Source organism: Streptomyces sp. C36, assembly GCF_040932295.1.
Taxonomy (GTDB): domain Bacteria; phylum Actinomycetota; class Actinomycetes; order Streptomycetales; family Streptomycetaceae; genus Streptomyces; species Streptomyces triculaminicus.
The window spans coordinates 515,689-530,204 of sequence record NZ_JBFQGI010000004.1 but is presented as its reverse complement, the minus strand read 5'-3'; the positions used below and the strand labels follow the sequence as shown (position 1 = coordinate 530,204).

Here is a 14,516-nt window from a genome sequence, read left to right as displayed (position 1 = left end):
TGGATGATCCCCGCGCCGGGCGTCCACGGCCAGTGCGGGCCGGGTGGTCCGGACGGCCTGTGCGAACGCGAAGGGCCCGGCACGGTGATCCGTGCCGGGCCCTCGACGTCGCCTACTCGACGCTCACGCGCCTACTTGAGCTTGGTGCCCGTGGAGCGCAGGTCGGCGCAGGCCTTGGTCACGCGCTCGGCCATGCTCGCCTCGGCCAGCTTGCCCCAGGTGCGCGGGTCGTAGGTCTTCTTGTCGCCGACCTCGCCGTCGACCTTCAGGACGCCGTCGTAGTTCTTGAACATGTGCGCCGCCACCGGACGGGTGAAGGCGTACTGGGTGTCGGTGTCGAGGTTCATCTTCACGACGCCGTTCTCCAGCGCGGTGCGGATCTCCTCCTCGGTGGAGCCGGAGCCGCCGTGGAAGACGAAGTCGAACGGGTCGGCCTTGCCGTGCTTGGCGGCGATGCCGTCCTGCAGCTCACGCAGCAGCTCCGGCTTGAGGACGACGTTGCCCGGCTTGTAGACGCCGTGGACGTTGCCGAAGGAGGCGGCCAGCAGGTAGCGGCCCTTCTCGCCCAGGCCGAGGGCCTCGGCGGTGCGCTCCACGTCCGCGACGGTGGTGTAGAGGTCGTCGTTGATCTCGTGGGAGACGCCGTCCTCCTCGCCGCCGGTCGGGGTGATCTCGACCTCGAGGATGATCTTCGCCTTCACGGCCTCGGCGAGCAGCTCCTTGGCGATGGCCAGGTTCTCGTCGAGCTTCTCGGCGGAGCCGTCCCACATGTGGGACTGGAAGAGCGGGTTCAGGCCGGCGGCGACGCGCTCCTGCGAGATGGCCAGCAGCGGACGGACGTAGCCGTCCAGCTTGTCCTTCGGGCAGTGGTCGGTGTGCAGCGCGATGTTCACCGGGTACTTCTTGGCGACGACGTGCGCGAACTCGGCGAGCGCGACGGCGCCCGAGACCATGTCCTTGCTGTACTGGCCGCCCAGGAACTCCGCGCCACCCGTGGAGATCTGGATGATGCCGTCGCTCTCCGCCTCGGCGAAGCCGCGCAGCGCGGCGTGGAGCGTCTGCGTCGAGGTGACGTTGATGGCCGGGTAGGCGAACTTGCCTGCCTTCGCCCGGTCGAGCATCTCGTTGTAGATCTCGGGGGTTGCGATGGGCATCTGTCCGCTCCTTGTGATGTGCGGGTACGGGCGAAATACGGGCCCTGACCTAGGGGGCGACGGTCATCGTCGGACCCATCTTCCCAGACTCCTCGAATTGCTCCACATGAGGTCCACCACGCTCATATGCGAGGGGCGTATACACATATGCGAAGGGCATATACGGACGAAGGGCGCGTGGTTTCACGTGAAACCACGCGCCCTTCGGCGACGCTTTTCCGGAAAAGCCCGCACCCGACCCGAATCCGGACCGAGTCCGGACCGGAGGTCGCGGCCGGGGTCAGCCCAGGTCCAGGTCACCCAGGGCGTAGCCGGTGATGTAGCGCAGGCCCGCGCCCTCGATGGCCGACTGGGCGCCGCGGTCGACGATCGTGGCCACGGCCACGACCTCGGCGCCGGCCTCCCGGGCCGCCTCGACGGCGGTCAGCGGGGAGCCGCCGGTGGTGGAGGTGTCCTCGACGACGAGCACGCGACGGCCCTTGATGTCCGGGCCCTCGATGCGACGCTGCATGCCGTGCGCCTTCTGCGCCTTGCGGACGACGAACGCGTCCAGCTTGCGGCCGCGCGCGGCGGCCGCGTGCAGCATCGAGGTGGCGACCGGGTCGGCACCCAGGGTGAGGCCGCCGACGGCGTCGAAGTCCAGGTCCGCCGTGGCGTCCAGCATCACCTGGCCGACCAGGGGCGCGGCCTCGGCGTCCAGGGTGATCCGGCGCAGGTCGATGTAGTAGTCGGCCTCCTTGCCGGAGGAGAGGGTCACCTTGCCGTGCACCACGGCCTTGTCCTTGATCTGCTGCAGCAGGGCGTCACGCGCATCGCTCATGGCCATGAGCTTAGGCCAGCGACCGCCAGGTCCACGTCGTGGAGATCTCCAGGGGGTCGATCGGCGTGACGAGGCGCGGGTGGGTGTTCAGCCCGTTGGGCGGGCCGGACTGCGGCTCGACGCAGACCGCCTCGGTCTGCTCGTCGTAGACCACGACCCACTCGGCACGGCTGGTGATCTTCAGCTCCAGGGCTCCGGGCCAGGTGAGGGTGACGTCCACGCCGTCGGGCATCCCGAAGCAGTCGTCCCACGGGCCGGGCCGGGGGGTGATGCGGCGGCCGGTGGGGAGGTGGTCGTCGCCGCGCTCCTCCTGCCAGGCGGCCTGGAAGCCGATCTCCACGTCCTTGCCGGTGCCCAGGTTCCGCAGGAACCAGGGGTGCCAGCCGGCCTGCGCCGGGAAGGAGTCGTCGTAGGTCTCGACGCCCATGGTGAGGGTGAGGGAATTCTCCGTCAGCTCGGCCAGCTGGGTGACGCGTCCGGTGTACGGCCAGGGGTCGGCGAGGTCGTAGGTGAACGCCGCCGAGCGCTCGTCCGCACGGGCGGTGCGCCAGGCGGTGTCCCGCCCGGTTCCGTGAATGGCGTGCGGGGGGTGGTTGACCGGCATCTGGTGGGTGTCGCCGCCGTTGCGGAAGCGGCCGAGCTCGATGCGGCCGCACCACGGGACCATGGGGAAGGCGCCGTAGTGGTCTCCCTGGCGCAGGAGTTCGGTGTCGTCGATCTTGAGGCTGCTCAGGCGGCAGCCGTTGCCGGGATCCAGGGTCACCGCGGCGTTCGCGGCCTTCAGGCGTACGTCATCGCTCACTCTTCGAGCCTATGTCCTGACGCCCGGACACACCCACCGATTCCGGTGGGAGACGCATGGTTTGGAGACGCACGGTTTGGAGACGGTCAGGACGTTCAGCGCTTGCGCCGCAGGGCCCGGGTCACGACCACCGCGCCCGCCAGGGCGATGGCCGCCGCCGGGGCGGCCCAGCGCAGGACCGCCGTGCCGGAGGCCGTCTCCGGTGCCGGGACGGGGGCGTAACGGCCCCTCGGCGGCGCGTGGTCGACCTCCTCCGCGCTGCGGCCGATCATCGTGCGGCGGGCGTGCGCGGCCTCGGCCGGGGGCTCCTCGTCGTCGAGGACCTCGTCCTCGAACTCGGGGACTTCCTCCGCCTCCACGACGACCGGCGGCACCGCCTCCACGGCCGTCGCGGCGTCGTCGCGCAGCTCCTCGGCCAGTGCCGCGGCGAACCGGTCGAGCAGCCGCCGCGCCGCCGACTCCGCGGTCTTGGTGTCGAACTCCGTGAGCCGCCCGGCGCCGCCCACCGTTCCGGTGCAGGTCAACCGGGTGCCGCCGGGCATCTCCTCCGGCATGACGCTCAGCATGAGGGTGACCGTGCCGGAGCCCCGTGCCTCCGTGCCCTCGCCGGACAGTTCGTACGAGCCGTCCCGCTCGGTGAGCCGGAGCGCTCCCCGGTAGGTGATCGTCGAGCCGCCGATGCGCAGCCGCAGGCGCCCCGTGAGCGCGGCGCCGGCCGAGGCGTCCTGCTGCAGGCCGGGCACGCAGCGCGCGACGCGCGCGGGGTCGGAAAGAACTCGCCGCACCGCTTCCACGGGAAACGGAACGAACACCTCATGCTCCATAGCTAGCGAGCCTACCCACCGGGCCCCGTACCGGTACCGCCCCGGTCGAATCCGATCGAACTTTCCGTCAGAAGACGGTCAGTCTCCGACAGTGAAGCGCTCTCCGACGTGCTTCGGCGTCTCGATCTCGTCGATGAGCGCCACCGCGTAGTCCTCGGCGGAGATCCGGCTCTTGCCGTCCGCGTCCACCACGAGGTCGTCCAGCGCCGTGCGGTAGGTGCCGGTGCGCTCGCCGGGCTCGATGAGGCCCGCGGGGCTGATGTTGGTCCAGCGGACGTCGGAGACCGTGCGGTAGAAGTCCAGCGCGTCACCGTGCGCGTGCATGATCTGCAGCAGGAACTCCGGCAGCCCCTCGGCGTCCCACACCTGCTTGCCGTCCGGCGTGCGCAGCGAGCCCGCGCCGCCCACCGCCACCAGCCGCGGGGCCGCGTCGCCGAGCGCGCGCAGGCCCGCCACCAGCGACTTGGCCGCGGGCTCGATGGTCGCCAGGTGGCCGGGGCCGTCGCCGCCGCCCACCGCGCTGACCACGACGTCCCGGCCCCGGGCGGCCTCGGTGACCGACGCGGGGTCGAGGACGTCACCGGTGGTGACGGTGAGGTTGGGGTGCTGCTCGGTGACCTTCGCCGGGTCGCGGACGACCGCGGTGACCTGGTGGCCGCGGTCCAGCGCCTCGCGCAGGACGCGGCTGCCGATCGTGCCGGTGGCGCCGAAGAGAGCGATCTTGGCCATGGGGGTTTCTCCTCTGGAACTGCGGAAACGGCGGTCAGTGCCGAACACCCACGCTAGGCAGACCGGTGCCCCGCGGCGAGGTAGGCTCGCGCCTGCTCATGGTGAGAAAACGACACGACGACCCGGACGGCGAGCCCGGCGAGATCCTCGACCTCGCCTACGACCCCCCGCCCGGCAGCCCCGCCGGCCTCGAGGTGATGACGCTCGCCGAGCTCCGCGAGCGCGCCTTGGACGGCCTGCTGACCAGGCCCCAGCGGCTGGACTTCCACCAGATCATCACCGTCGACTCCGGCGCCGCCTCGCACATCGTGGACTTCACCGCCCACTCCCTCGCCGCCGGCCGCGTGCTGTGGGTGCGCCCCGGCCAGGTGCAGCAGTTCGGCGACGACGTCACCGGCGTCGAGGGCACCGTCGTCCTCGTCGAGCCCGGCTTCCTGCCGCCCGGCAGCAGCGTCGCGGCCACGGCGGACGACCCGTTCCGACCGGTGCTGTGGCGGCCCGAGGGCGGCGACCGGGAGGCCGTCTTCTGCGCCGTACGCCACCTGGCCACCGACTACCGCACCGGCGCCGGGCTCCCCGCGGGCGTGCACACGGACGTCCTGCGGCACCTGTTCTCCGTGCTGGTGCTGCGCCTGGCGCACACCGCGGCCGTGGCGGGGCCGCCGCCCGCCGCCGGCGACGCGTTCTCGCGCTTCCGGGCCGCGGTCGAGCGTGACTTCGCCACCCACCGCCGGGTCGCCGACTACGCCCGCGCGCTCGGCTACTCCTCCCGCACCCTCTCCCGGGCCACGCTGGCGGCGACCGGGGCGGGGGCCAAGGAGTTCGTCGACCAGCGCGTGATGCTGGAGGCCAAGCGGCTCCTCGCGCACAGCGAGCTGTCCGCCGCCCGGATCGCCGCCCGCCTGGGTTTCGACGACGCGGCGAACTTCTCCAAGTTCTTCCAGCACCGCGCGGGCCTCGCCCCGGGGGCCTTCCGCGCGTCCCTGCGGCCGGCGCCGCCCGGTGGGCCTCACTGCGCGTAGCGCGGGTGCATCAACGTGGACGGCAGCAGCCCCGTCTCCCTGCGCCGCGCGGCCTCGTGGGCCTCCTCGCCCAGCTTCTCGGGCGTCAGGGAGGGCAGATACGGGTGGGCGTCGGGCAGCCGCAGCCGTACGGGCGAGCGGGCGGCGAGCAGAAAGCCCCAGCCCGGGCGGCGCTCGTCCCGCGCGGCCGGCGCCCGGACCTCGTAGGGCGCGGTCCGCAGCCCCACGGAACGGACCGTGGCGTCCACGGTCCAGAAGGTGCGCGGACGCGCGTCGAGGTCGCCCCCGTGCACGGCTAATCGGCCGCCGGGCGCGAGCACCCGCGTCACCAGCCCGTAGAACTCCTGGGAGTACAGCTTGGCGCTGGGCGTCACGCCGGGATCGGGCAGGTCGGAGATCACCACGTCGTACGGACCTTCGGCGGCCCCGCGCGGCGCGCGCAGCCACTCGAACGCGTCGGCGGCCACGACCCTGACGCGCGGATCGCGGTAGGCGCCGCGGTTGAGCGCCACGAGGCCGGCGTCCGTGCGGGCCAGCCGCAGCACGGCGGAGTCGAGCTCGACGACGGTCACCGAGCCGACGTCCGGATAACGCAGCAGCTCGCGCACCGCGAGGCCGTCGCCGCCGCCGAGGACGAGGACGTCGCGGTGGGGGCCCGCCATCGCGGGGTGCACCAGGGCCTCGTGGTAGCGGTATTCGTCGTCGCCGCTGACCCGCAGCCGCCCGTCCAGGAAGAGGGACAGCGGCTGACCGTCGGCGCCGCCGCCGGTCAGGACGACCTCCTGCACCTCCGACTGCACGGCCACCCGGACGTCGGCCCCGTACACGGCGTTGCGCGCGGCCCGCTCGAAGGGCCCGGTGAGCGCGGAGCAGACGGCCAGCAGCACCAGCACCAGCGCGTTCGCGGTGACCAGCACCCAGCGTGCCCGCGCGCTCAGGTCGCCCCGGAAGAGCCAGAGCACCAGCGCCCCGCCGGCGACCGCGTTCACCGCGCCGGTCAGCAGGGCGCCCGTCAACTGGCCCAGCACGGGCAGCAGAAGGAACGGGAAGGCGAGCCCTCCGACCAGGGCGCCCACGTAGTCGGCGGCGAAGAGGTCGGCGACCGCGCCGCCCGCGTCCTGCCGGCGGATGCGCTGGATGAGGGTCATCAGCAGCGGCACCTCGGCGCCGATCAGCACCCCGATGGCGAGCGAGAAGCCCACCAGCGCGGGCCGGGCCTGTCCGTACCAGGCGAAGCAGGCGTACAGCGCCATGGCCGACAGCCCGCCGGTCAGCGCCAGCCCCGCCTCGACCGCCGCGAAACCGACGGCCGCGCGGTCGCGCAACCGTTTGGCGAGCAGGGAGCCGACGCCCATGGCGAAGACCATCACCGACAGGACGACGGAGGCCTGGGTGACGGAGTCACCGATCAAGTACGAGGCCAGGGCGACCAGTTCCAGCTCGTACACCAGCCCGCAGGCCGCGCAGACGAAGACCGTGGTCAGAACGAGGAGGCGGCCGAGCCCTGCCGGTACGGGCAGCCTCGCTGGTACCGGGGGGTGGTGGACCATGCGGGAACGCTACGTCACGAACCGGCATACCCTTTGTCACCCACACGGGTTTAATCGTCACACGCTGGGGTGACCTCAGATGGGGGCCGCCATGCGCACGCCCACGCGGGTGCGGGTGGCGACCAGCCTCCCCTCCTGGGGGTAGGCGTGCCAGGTGCGCCAGCTGATCTGGCCGTCGTGGCGCTGGGCCAGCAGCGCGGTGAAGGCGTGGGGGCTGCCGGGAAAGGTGCCGGCCAGGCCCTGCGGGTGCTCGGCGACCAGGGCCAGCAGCTCCTGGGCGCGCCCTGCGAACGAGCATCTGGAGAGGGTCTCGACGCGGGCGGCGAATTCGTACTCCCATGCGCCGACGCGCCGGGCGACTCCCAGCGGGAGCGGGGTACTGCTGCCGGCTATGCAAGCGACCGTCTCCGAGCAGATGCCGTCCTCCTCTTCGAGTATGACCTGGTGGGAGGCGCCCAGCAGGCGCAGTTGGACGGCCGCGCCGTCGAGGTGGAGGTCGAGCACCGCCAGCGCGGGAAGGGGCTCCTTGCCCAGACACCAGGCGAGATCGGCGGCGCGGGTATCGGTGTAGGTGGTCTTGAGGGTGGTGAGCATGGGTCGGCTCCGCGAGCGAGCAGTGGAGGGTGGGCCGGCCCGCCCCGAGGAGGACCAGATTCCTTTCGGGTGCGCCGGCTCATGCCCACATTCGAGGCCCCTGGTTCCGCTCCGGCGGGTGGGATTCCGGATTCCGGCGATTCCGAGGAGTTGTCTCTCAACGTGGCTCTGAATGAGAGGGAATCACGAATGAGCCGCGTGCACAGCAGTTTTACCCATCATCTGCAACTTTCCATCCACGCGAGGGCCGTGCAGCTCAAATGTTCAACACACCGGCGTCCGACGGATGTCGAAATCCGCCGGACGCATATGCGAATGGCCTTGGGCCGCTTGCAATCCCACTGATCACATAGCGGCTACCAGCTTCTCCACCGCCTCGACCACCGACTTCTCGCGTCTGCAGAAGGAGAATCGCACCAGATAGGACGGGGCGTCCGGGCGCATTTGGAAGGCGGACGTGGGAATGGCCACCACCCCGGCGTGCAAAGGGAGTTCACGGCAGAATCGCACGCCGTCCGCGTGCCCCCACGCGCGGATGTCCGCCTGCACGAAATAGCCGGCGTCCGCGCGAAGGGGGCGCAGCCCCGCCCGCGCGAGCCCCTCGCTCAGCAGGTCGCGATTGCGGCGCAGCGACGCCCTGAGCTCGGCCGCCCACTCCTCCACGCCCCCCAGCGCCCGCGCGAGCGCCTCCTGGTAGGGCGTGCCCGAGGCGTAGGTGAGGAACTGCTTCGCCGCCGCCACGGCCGCCACCAGACGGGCCGGGCCGCACACCCAGCCGACCTTCCAGCCGGTGACGTTGAAGGTCTTGCCGGCCGATGAGATCGTCAGCGTCCGCTCGCGCATCCCCGGCAGTGCGGCGATCGTCCGGTGCCCGGCCCCGTCGTAGACCAGGTGCTCGTAGACCTCGTCCGTCACCACCGTCAGGTCGTGCTCCCGGCAGACCTCCGCCACCGCGGCCAGTTCCCCGTCGGTGAACACCTTGCCGGTGGGGTTGTGCGGAGTGTTGAGCAGCAGGACGCGGGTGCGCCGGGTGACCGCGGCGCGCAGCGCGTCCGCGTCGAGCACGAAACCGTCGCCGTCCTCCGCCAGGGGTACGGGCACCAGCCGGGCGCCCGCGAAGCGCGCCCCCGCCGGGTAGGCGTCGTAGCAGGGGTCGAAGGCGATGACCTCGTCGCCCGGGTCGCACAGCCCCAGCAGCGCCGCCGCCAGGGCCTCCGTCGCGCCCGTGGTGACCAGCACCTCGTCCCGCGGGTCGTACGAAAGCCCGTACCGCCGGAGCTGATGCGCGGCGACGGCCTCCCGCAGCGCGGGGAAGCCGTGGGCGGGCGGGTACTGGTTGCCGCCCGCGAGCACCGTCTCGGCGACGTCCCGCAGCAGGGCCGCGGGAGCGTCCAGCTCGGGCACCCCCTGGCCCAGGTTGACCGCTCCCGTGCTGCGGGCCAGCTCGGTCATCTCCGTGAAGACGGACGTCCCCAGGCCGCGCACCCGCGCCGCCGGACTCCAGTCCGCCCCCCGCGCACCCATCGTGATCTCGACGTTCTCGGCCATCCCCGATCCCGCTCCCCTCGGTCCTCATCGGCTCCGCTGATCGTCCTCACCCTAGGCAGAACGCCCCGGGCGGCACAGCACATGACGCGGCACACGACGCGGGATCGTCCGGACGCAGACACTCCGGTTGTGCGGCCGAGCGGGTGGAAGGTGCACCGCTTACGGGCGCTGCAGGTCGCGCGCGCGAGGCACGGGCCGCATGGTCGGTATGCCGCCGGAATGCCGAACGGGCTGCCGTCGGTATGCCTCCGTATACCTCCACTTTCCCGCAGCACCGCACCGGAGGTGCCCCCGTGTCCGCCGCCGGCCCCACCGTCCACCGCGTCGCGGCGCCCGCCCGCACGCCCGGTCAGCGCCGCACCGCCCGCGACCGCCGCCGCGCCGACCGCGCGGACCGGGTGCGCGAGGCGCTGCGCCGGGCGCTGCCCGCGCTCTGGCTGTACGCGTCCGTCCGGCTGACCGGCATGACGGTGATGGCGGCGTGGGCGTGGTGGGTGGGCAAGCATCCGCGCACGCTGCTCGGCCACCTCTGGGACGGCATCTGGTACGCCGGCATCGCGCGCGACGGCTACGGACTGATCGTTCCCTCCCCCACCTCGCCCGACGTCTTCTACAACGACCTCGCCTTCTTCCCGCTCTACCCCGGGCTGGTGCGCGCCGTGGCGACCGTCCTGCCGCTGACGATCGTCAGCGCCGGGCTGCTCGTGGCCTGGGCGGCGGCCGGAGCGGCGGCCTGGGGCATCTACGCGGTCGGCGAGCGGCTGCACGGGCCGCGGGTGGGGACCCTGCTGGTGCTGCTGTGGGCGCTGCTGCCGCACGCGATCGTGCAGACCATGGCCTACACCGAGTCCCTGATGACGGCGCTCGCGGCGTGGGCGCTGTACGCGGCGATCTCCGAGCGGTGGCTGTCGGCGGGGGCGCTGGCCCTGCTGGCCGGGCTCTCCCGGCCCAACGCCGTCGCCGTGGCCGCGGCCATCGCCTGCGCGGCCGGCCTCGCGCTGTGGCGCGACGGGCGCTCGCGCGGGAACTGGCGGGTGTGGGGGTGCGCGGCCATGGCGCCGCTGGGCTGGGCCGGTTACGTGCTGTGGGCCGGGCTGCGCTCCGGTGGCGGGCCGCTCGGCTACTTCGAGGTCCAGCGGCTGTGGGGCTCGCGCTTCGACTTCGGGCGGGACGCGTTCCTCTTCGCCCGGCATCTGATCGTCGCGCGGGACTACATGGCGTACTACGTCACGCTGGCGATCCTGGGCGCCGCCCTCGTCGCGCTGCTCTTCCTCGCCCTGGACCGCCCGCCGGCGGCCCTGCTGGTGTACGTGCTCGTGCTGACCGTCATCGCGGTCGGCGGCTCCAGCTACTTCGCGTCCAAGCCGCGCTTCCTGCTGCCGGCCTTCCCGCTGCTGCTGCCGGCCGCCGTGGCCATGGCCAGAGCCCGGCCGCGCACCGTCGCCATGACGGCGGGCGCGCTGGCCGGGCTGTCGTTCTTCTACGGGACCTACCTGCTGGCGGTCGCCAGAGTCCCGATGTGACACGCAGCCCCGGGGGCCCGCGGCCGGGTCCTACTCCTCGTCGTCCGGCTTCTGGTCGCCGGACTCCGCGTCGGCCTCCAGGCCGAGCTGCTCGACGAGCCACTTGTCGAACTCGATCGAGGCGCGCACCCAGCTGACGGTGCTGGAGACGAAGTGCTCCAGCGCGACGCCGACGCCGATCAGCATCTGCGCCTCACCGATCATGCGAACGGTGCCGTCGTCGTGGGTGTGGGTGTAGACCTTCGGCCACAGCGTGCGACGGTTCCAGTCGTCGATGACCTCGAGGAGCTTGGACTTCTCCTCGATGCCGTGCGGACGGTCGTAGAACGTGCGCACGGAGAAGACCTGCTGCTCCTCCTCGCCGCGGAACATGAAGTACGTCCGGAACTGCTCCCACGGCGCGGCGAGGTCACCCTCGTCGTCCACGACGTACTTCAGCTCCATCTGCTCGAGGAGCTGCTTGACCAGGTCCTGGTCGGGGATGACGGGGCCTGTCGGGCCCGCCTCAGGCTGCGGTTCGGGCTGGCCCCCGAAATTCGGAATCGAGGACGGGTCGATGCTCACCGTGTTATTCCCTTCGTACGGTCTGACGCCATCCTCCCCCATCCCGGGCGGGAGCTGGCAACCCCCGCCCGGCCTGTTGTCCCACCTATTTCCCGATGACACCCTCGCGAGCAGGCGAAACGGTGAGCGACCCGTGTCCCTCGGCGACACCGACACGGACCGTGTCCCCGTCCCGGACGTCGCCCGCCAGGATGGCCCGGGCGAGCTGATCGCCGATGGCGGTCTGGACCAGGCGGCGCAGCGGGCGGGCGCCGTAGGTGAGGTCCGGCGCCTCGCCACCCTCCGCCCGCGGCGCGTGGCCCAGCGTGGCCAGCCAGCGCAGCGCGTCGTCGTCCACCTCCAGGGTGAGCCTGCGGTCGGCCAGACGGCGCTGCAGATGGCCGAGCTGGATCTGGGCGATCCGCTCCAGCTGGCCGGTGCCGAGCGGGTGGAAGACCACGATGTCGTCGAGGCGGTTGAGGAACTCGGGGCGGAAGGAGGCCCGTACCGTCTCCAGCACCCTCTCCTTCTTCTGCTCCTCCTTCAGCAGCGGGTCCACCAGGAACGTCGAGCCGAGGTTGGAGGTGAGGATGAGGATGGTGTTGCGGAAGTCCACCGTCCGGCCCTGGCCGTCCGTGAGCCGGCCGTCGTCGAGCACCTGCAGCAGGATGTCGAAGACCTCGTGGTGGGCCTTCTCCACCTCGTCCAGCAGCACCACGCTGTACGGGCGCCGACGCACGGCCTCGGTCAGCTGACCGCCCTCCTCGTAGCCGACGTAGCCGGGCGGCGCGCCGACCAGCCGGGCGACGGAGTGCTTCTCGCCGTACTCGCTCATGTCGATGCGGACCATCGCCCGCTCGTCGTCGAAGAGGAAGTCGGCGAGCGCCTTGGCCAGCTCGGTCTTGCCGACGCCGGTCGGGCCGAGGAAGAGGAAGGAGCCGGTGGGACGGTCGGGGTCGGCGATGCCGGCCCGGGAGCGCCGCACGGCGTCCGAGACGGCCCGCACGGCCTCGCTCTGGCCGATCAGCCGCTTGCCGAGCTCGTCCTCCATGCGCAGCAGCTTCTGCGTCTCGCCCTCCAGCAGGCGCCCCGCCGGGATGCCGGTCCAGGAGGCGACGACGTCGGCGATGTCGTCCGGGCCGACCTCCTCCTTGACCATGAGGTCCTTGGCCGCGGCCTCCTGCTCGGCCTCGGCCTCCTCCTCCGCGGCCTCCGCCAGCTCACGCTCCACGGCCGGGATCTCGCCGTAGAGCAGCTTGGAGGCGGTGTCGAAGTCGCCGTCGCGCTGGGCGCGCTCGGCCTGCACCCGCAGGTCGTCGAGGCGCTCCTTGAGCTCGCCGACGCGGTTGAGGGACTGCTTCTCCTTCTCCCAGCGGGCGGTCAGGCCGCGCAGCTCCTCCTCCTTGTCGGCGAGGTCGCGGCGCAGCTTGGCGAGCCGCTCCTTGCTGGCCTCGTCGGACTCGTTGTTGAGCGCGAGCTCCTCCATCTTCAGCCGGTCGACGGCGCGCTGCAGCTCGTCGATCTCGACGGGCGAGGAGTCGATCTCCATGCGCAGCCGGGAGGCGGCCTCGTCGACGAGGTCGATGGCCTTGTCGGGCAGGAAGCGGGAGGTGATGTACCGGTCGGACAGCGTGGCGGCCGCGACCAGCGCGGAGTCGGCGATCTGCACCTTGTGGTGGGCCTCGTAGCGGCCCTTGAGACCGCGCAGGATGGCGATCGAGTCCTCCACGGACGGCTCGGCGACCAGCACCTGCTGGAAGCGGCGCTCCAACGCGGCGTCCTTCTCGATCCGCTCGCGGTACTCGTCGAGGGTGGTCGCGCCGACCATGCGCAGCTCGCCGCGCGCCAGCATGGGCTTGAGCATGTTCCCCGCGTCCATGGCGGAGTCCCCGCCGGCGCCGGCCCCGACGACGGTGTGCAGCTCGTCGATGAACGTGATGATCTGCCCGTCGCTGGCCTTGATCTCGGCCAGCACGGTCTTCAGCCGCTCCTCGAACTCGCCCCGGTACTTCGCGCCCGCGACCATCGCCCCCAGGTCCAGTGCGACCAGGCGCTTGTTCCTCAGGGACTCGGGGACGTCGCCCTTCACTATCCGCTGCGCGAGCCCCTCGACGACGGCGGTCTTGCCGACGCCCGGCTCGCCGATGAGCACGGGGTTGTTCTTCGTGCGCCGCGAGAGGACCTGCACGACGCGGCGGATCTCGTGGTCCCGCCCGATGACGGGGTCGAGCCTGCCCTCCCGGGCGGCGGCGGTGAAGTCCGTACCGAACTTCTCCAGCGCCTTGTACGTGCCCTCCGGGTCCGGCGAGGTCACGCGCTGCCCGGCCCGGGCGGTCTCGAAGCCCTGCAGCAGCTTCCGGGCCGAGGCCCCCTGGTCGGCCAGCAGCTCACCGGTCCGGCCACCCTTGGCCGCGAGGCCGATGAGCAGGTGCTCGGTGGAGACGTACTCGTCGCCCAGGTCGCGCGCCCGCTCCGAGGCGTCCGCCAGGGCGGCCAGCAGCTCGCGGTTGGGCTGCGGCGGGGCCACGGTGGACCCCTGGACGCTGGGCAGCGAGGCGAGAATCCGCTCGGCGCCCGAGCGCAGGGCGGCGGCGTCGGCCTCCACCGCGGCCAGCAGGTCCATCACGTTCTCGTTGTCCCGGCCGGCCAGCAGTGCCAGCAGCAGGTGCGCGGGTGTCAGGTCGGCGTGGCCCGCCGACACGGCGCGGTCGTTCGCGGCGCTGAGCGCCTCACGGCTCTTGTTGGTCAGCTCGGCATCCACGGCTTCGCGCTCCTCCTTGTGGCTCGTGCTGGCCTGCGGTGTCACAGGCCCGGGTGTCGTATGCCCAGATCTCGCAGTCCTGCTTGGATCAGCGTGCGATAAGTTGAGTCTATTCCACTCAACCTTGTCTTCGGTAGACGGTCGCGGCGAAATGCCCCACTTGTGAGTGAAGCCGCCGTGCCCCGAACCCGCGAGCGCGACCGCCCCCGGCCCGGCCCCCCGGCCGCCTAGGCTTCCTTCCATGGCTCTGGACCTCCTCGATCTCGACCCCGCCTACCTCGCCTTCTGGCGCGAGCGGCACATCTGCACCCTCACCACCCCCCGCCCGGACGGCTCGCCGCACGTCGTCCCCGTCGGCGTCACCTTCGACCCCGGGGCCCGGATCGCCCGTGTCATCACCGGCAAGAACAGCCGCAAGGCCCTCAACGTCCTGGCCGCGGGCCCCGACGGCGCCCGCGTGGCCGTCTGCCAGCTCGAGGGCCGGCGCTGGGCCACCCTCGAGGGCCGCGCCGTCGTCCGCACCGAGGCCGACGCCGTCGCCGACGCCGTCACCCGCTACGCCGAGCGCTACGAGCGCGTCCCGCGGCCCAACCCCGAGCGCGTGGTCATCGAGATCACGGTCACCCGGGCGCTGGGCCGGGGCTGA

General features: G+C 72.1%; 13 protein-coding genes. 3 read left to right on the top strand and 10 right to left on the bottom strand.

Going from position 1 to position 14,516, the window contains the following annotated elements; translation table 11 throughout:
• Window positions 1-131 precede the first annotated feature (131 nt).
• The 5 genes from fbaA to AB4K12_RS15955 all read right to left on the bottom strand — a co-directional run bounded on the left by fbaA (window position 132) and on the right by AB4K12_RS15955 (window position 4,329).
• Entirely contained in the window at window positions 132-1,154 is a 1,023-nt protein-coding gene (fbaA, locus tag AB4K12_RS15975; protein ID WP_362256374.1) for a class II fructose-bisphosphate aldolase, read from the bottom strand.
• 280 nt (window positions 1,155-1,434) lie between these two features.
• Window positions 1,435-1,980 carry an orotate phosphoribosyltransferase gene (gene pyrE / locus AB4K12_RS15970; protein WP_368434822.1) on the bottom strand — a complete coding sequence of 182 codons (546 nt, stop codon included), beginning with the start codon at window positions 1,978-1,980 and terminating at the stop codon, window positions 1,435-1,437.
• A gap of 4 nt (window positions 1,981-1,984) precedes the next feature.
• Complete coding sequence (locus AB4K12_RS15965; protein ID WP_368434821.1) at window positions 1,985-2,776, bottom strand: aldose 1-epimerase; 792 nt, start codon at window positions 2,774-2,776, stop codon at window positions 1,985-1,987.
• Window positions 2,777-2,871: 95 nt separating this feature from the next.
• Entirely contained in the window at window positions 2,872-3,600 is a 729-nt protein-coding gene (locus tag AB4K12_RS15960; RefSeq protein WP_368434820.1) for an SRPBCC domain-containing protein, read from the bottom strand.
• 78 nt (window positions 3,601-3,678) lie between these two features.
• Window positions 3,679-4,329, bottom strand: a complete 651-nt coding sequence (locus tag AB4K12_RS15955; protein WP_368434819.1) for an NAD(P)-dependent oxidoreductase — start codon at window positions 4,327-4,329, stop codon at window positions 3,679-3,681.
• A gap of 98 nt (window positions 4,330-4,427) precedes the next feature.
• On the opposite strand from AB4K12_RS15955, the gene AB4K12_RS15950 reads away from it, so the two are divergent.
• A complete protein-coding gene (locus AB4K12_RS15950) occupies window positions 4,428-5,351 on the top strand; it encodes a helix-turn-helix domain-containing protein (protein WP_368434818.1) in 924 nt (307 codons plus the stop codon).
• Here AB4K12_RS15950 and AB4K12_RS15945 read toward each other — a convergent pair.
• The 3 genes from AB4K12_RS15945 to AB4K12_RS15935 all read right to left on the bottom strand — a co-directional run bounded on the left by AB4K12_RS15945 (window position 5,339) and on the right by AB4K12_RS15935 (window position 9,019).
• Entirely contained in the window at window positions 5,339-6,901 is a 1,563-nt protein-coding gene (locus AB4K12_RS15945; RefSeq protein ID WP_368434817.1) for a polyamine aminopropyltransferase, read from the bottom strand. The genes AB4K12_RS15950 and AB4K12_RS15945 overlap by 13 nt on opposite strands.
• A gap of 75 nt (window positions 6,902-6,976) precedes the next feature.
• Entirely contained in the window at window positions 6,977-7,495 is a 519-nt protein-coding gene (locus tag AB4K12_RS15940; protein ID WP_368434816.1) for a DUF2617 family protein, read from the bottom strand.
• A gap of 345 nt (window positions 7,496-7,840) precedes the next feature.
• Window positions 7,841-9,019, bottom strand: coding sequence for an aminotransferase class I/II-fold pyridoxal phosphate-dependent enzyme (locus tag AB4K12_RS15935; RefSeq protein ID WP_368434890.1), 1,179 nt, complete (start codon window positions 9,017-9,019; stop codon window positions 7,841-7,843).
• 317 nt (window positions 9,020-9,336) lie between these two features.
• Between AB4K12_RS15935 and AB4K12_RS15930 the strand changes: the two genes are divergently transcribed.
• Window positions 9,337-10,566 carry a hypothetical protein gene (locus AB4K12_RS15930; RefSeq protein WP_368434815.1) on the top strand — a complete coding sequence of 410 codons (1,230 nt, stop codon included), beginning with the start codon at window positions 9,337-9,339 and terminating at the stop codon, window positions 10,564-10,566.
• Between the two features lie 30 nt (window positions 10,567-10,596).
• On the opposite strand, the gene AB4K12_RS15925 is transcribed toward AB4K12_RS15930, so the two are convergent.
• Window positions 10,597-11,130 carry a YbjN domain-containing protein gene (locus tag AB4K12_RS15925; RefSeq protein WP_368434814.1) on the bottom strand — a complete coding sequence of 178 codons (534 nt, stop codon included), beginning with the start codon at window positions 11,128-11,130 and terminating at the stop codon, window positions 10,597-10,599.
• Window positions 11,131-11,215: 85 nt separating this feature from the next.
• Window positions 11,216-13,870: an ATP-dependent chaperone ClpB gene (gene clpB, locus AB4K12_RS15920; RefSeq protein ID WP_368434889.1), complete on the bottom strand. Its 2,655-nt coding sequence runs from the start codon at window positions 13,868-13,870 to the stop codon at window positions 11,216-11,218.
• Window positions 13,871-14,111: 241 nt separating this feature from the next.
• Here clpB and AB4K12_RS15915 point away from each other — a divergent pair, with 241 nt between their 5' ends.
• Window positions 14,112-14,516, top strand: coding sequence for a TIGR03618 family F420-dependent PPOX class oxidoreductase (locus AB4K12_RS15915; RefSeq protein ID WP_086573370.1), 405 nt, complete (start codon window positions 14,112-14,114; stop codon window positions 14,514-14,516).

Coding starts and splice junctions, on each gene's coding strand:
- fbaA (WP_362256374.1), bottom strand. CDS start 1,154: ATGCCCATCGCAACCCCCGAGATCTACAACGAGATGCTCGACCGGGCG.
- AB4K12_RS15915 (WP_086573370.1), top strand. CDS start 14,112: ATGGCTCTGGACCTCCTCGATCTCGACCCCGCCTACCTCGCCTTCTGG.
- AB4K12_RS15955 (WP_368434819.1), bottom strand. CDS start 4,329: ATGGCCAAGATCGCTCTCTTCGGCGCCACCGGCACGATCGGCAGCCGC.
- AB4K12_RS15950 (WP_368434818.1), top strand. CDS start 4,428: ATGGTGAGAAAACGACACGACGACCCGGACGGCGAGCCCGGCGAGATC.
- AB4K12_RS15940 (WP_368434816.1), bottom strand. CDS start 7,495: ATGCTCACCACCCTCAAGACCACCTACACCGATACCCGCGCCGCCGAT.
- AB4K12_RS15945 (WP_368434817.1), bottom strand. CDS start 6,901: ATGGTCCACCACCCCCCGGTACCAGCGAGGCTGCCCGTACCGGCAGGG.
- AB4K12_RS15960 (WP_368434820.1), bottom strand. CDS start 3,600: ATGGAGCATGAGGTGTTCGTTCCGTTTCCCGTGGAAGCGGTGCGGCGA.
- pyrE (WP_368434822.1), bottom strand. CDS start 1,980: ATGGCCATGAGCGATGCGCGTGACGCCCTGCTGCAGCAGATCAAGGAC.
- AB4K12_RS15935 (WP_368434890.1), bottom strand. CDS start 9,019: ATGGGTGCGCGGGGGGCGGACTGGAGTCCGGCGGCGCGGGTGCGCGGC.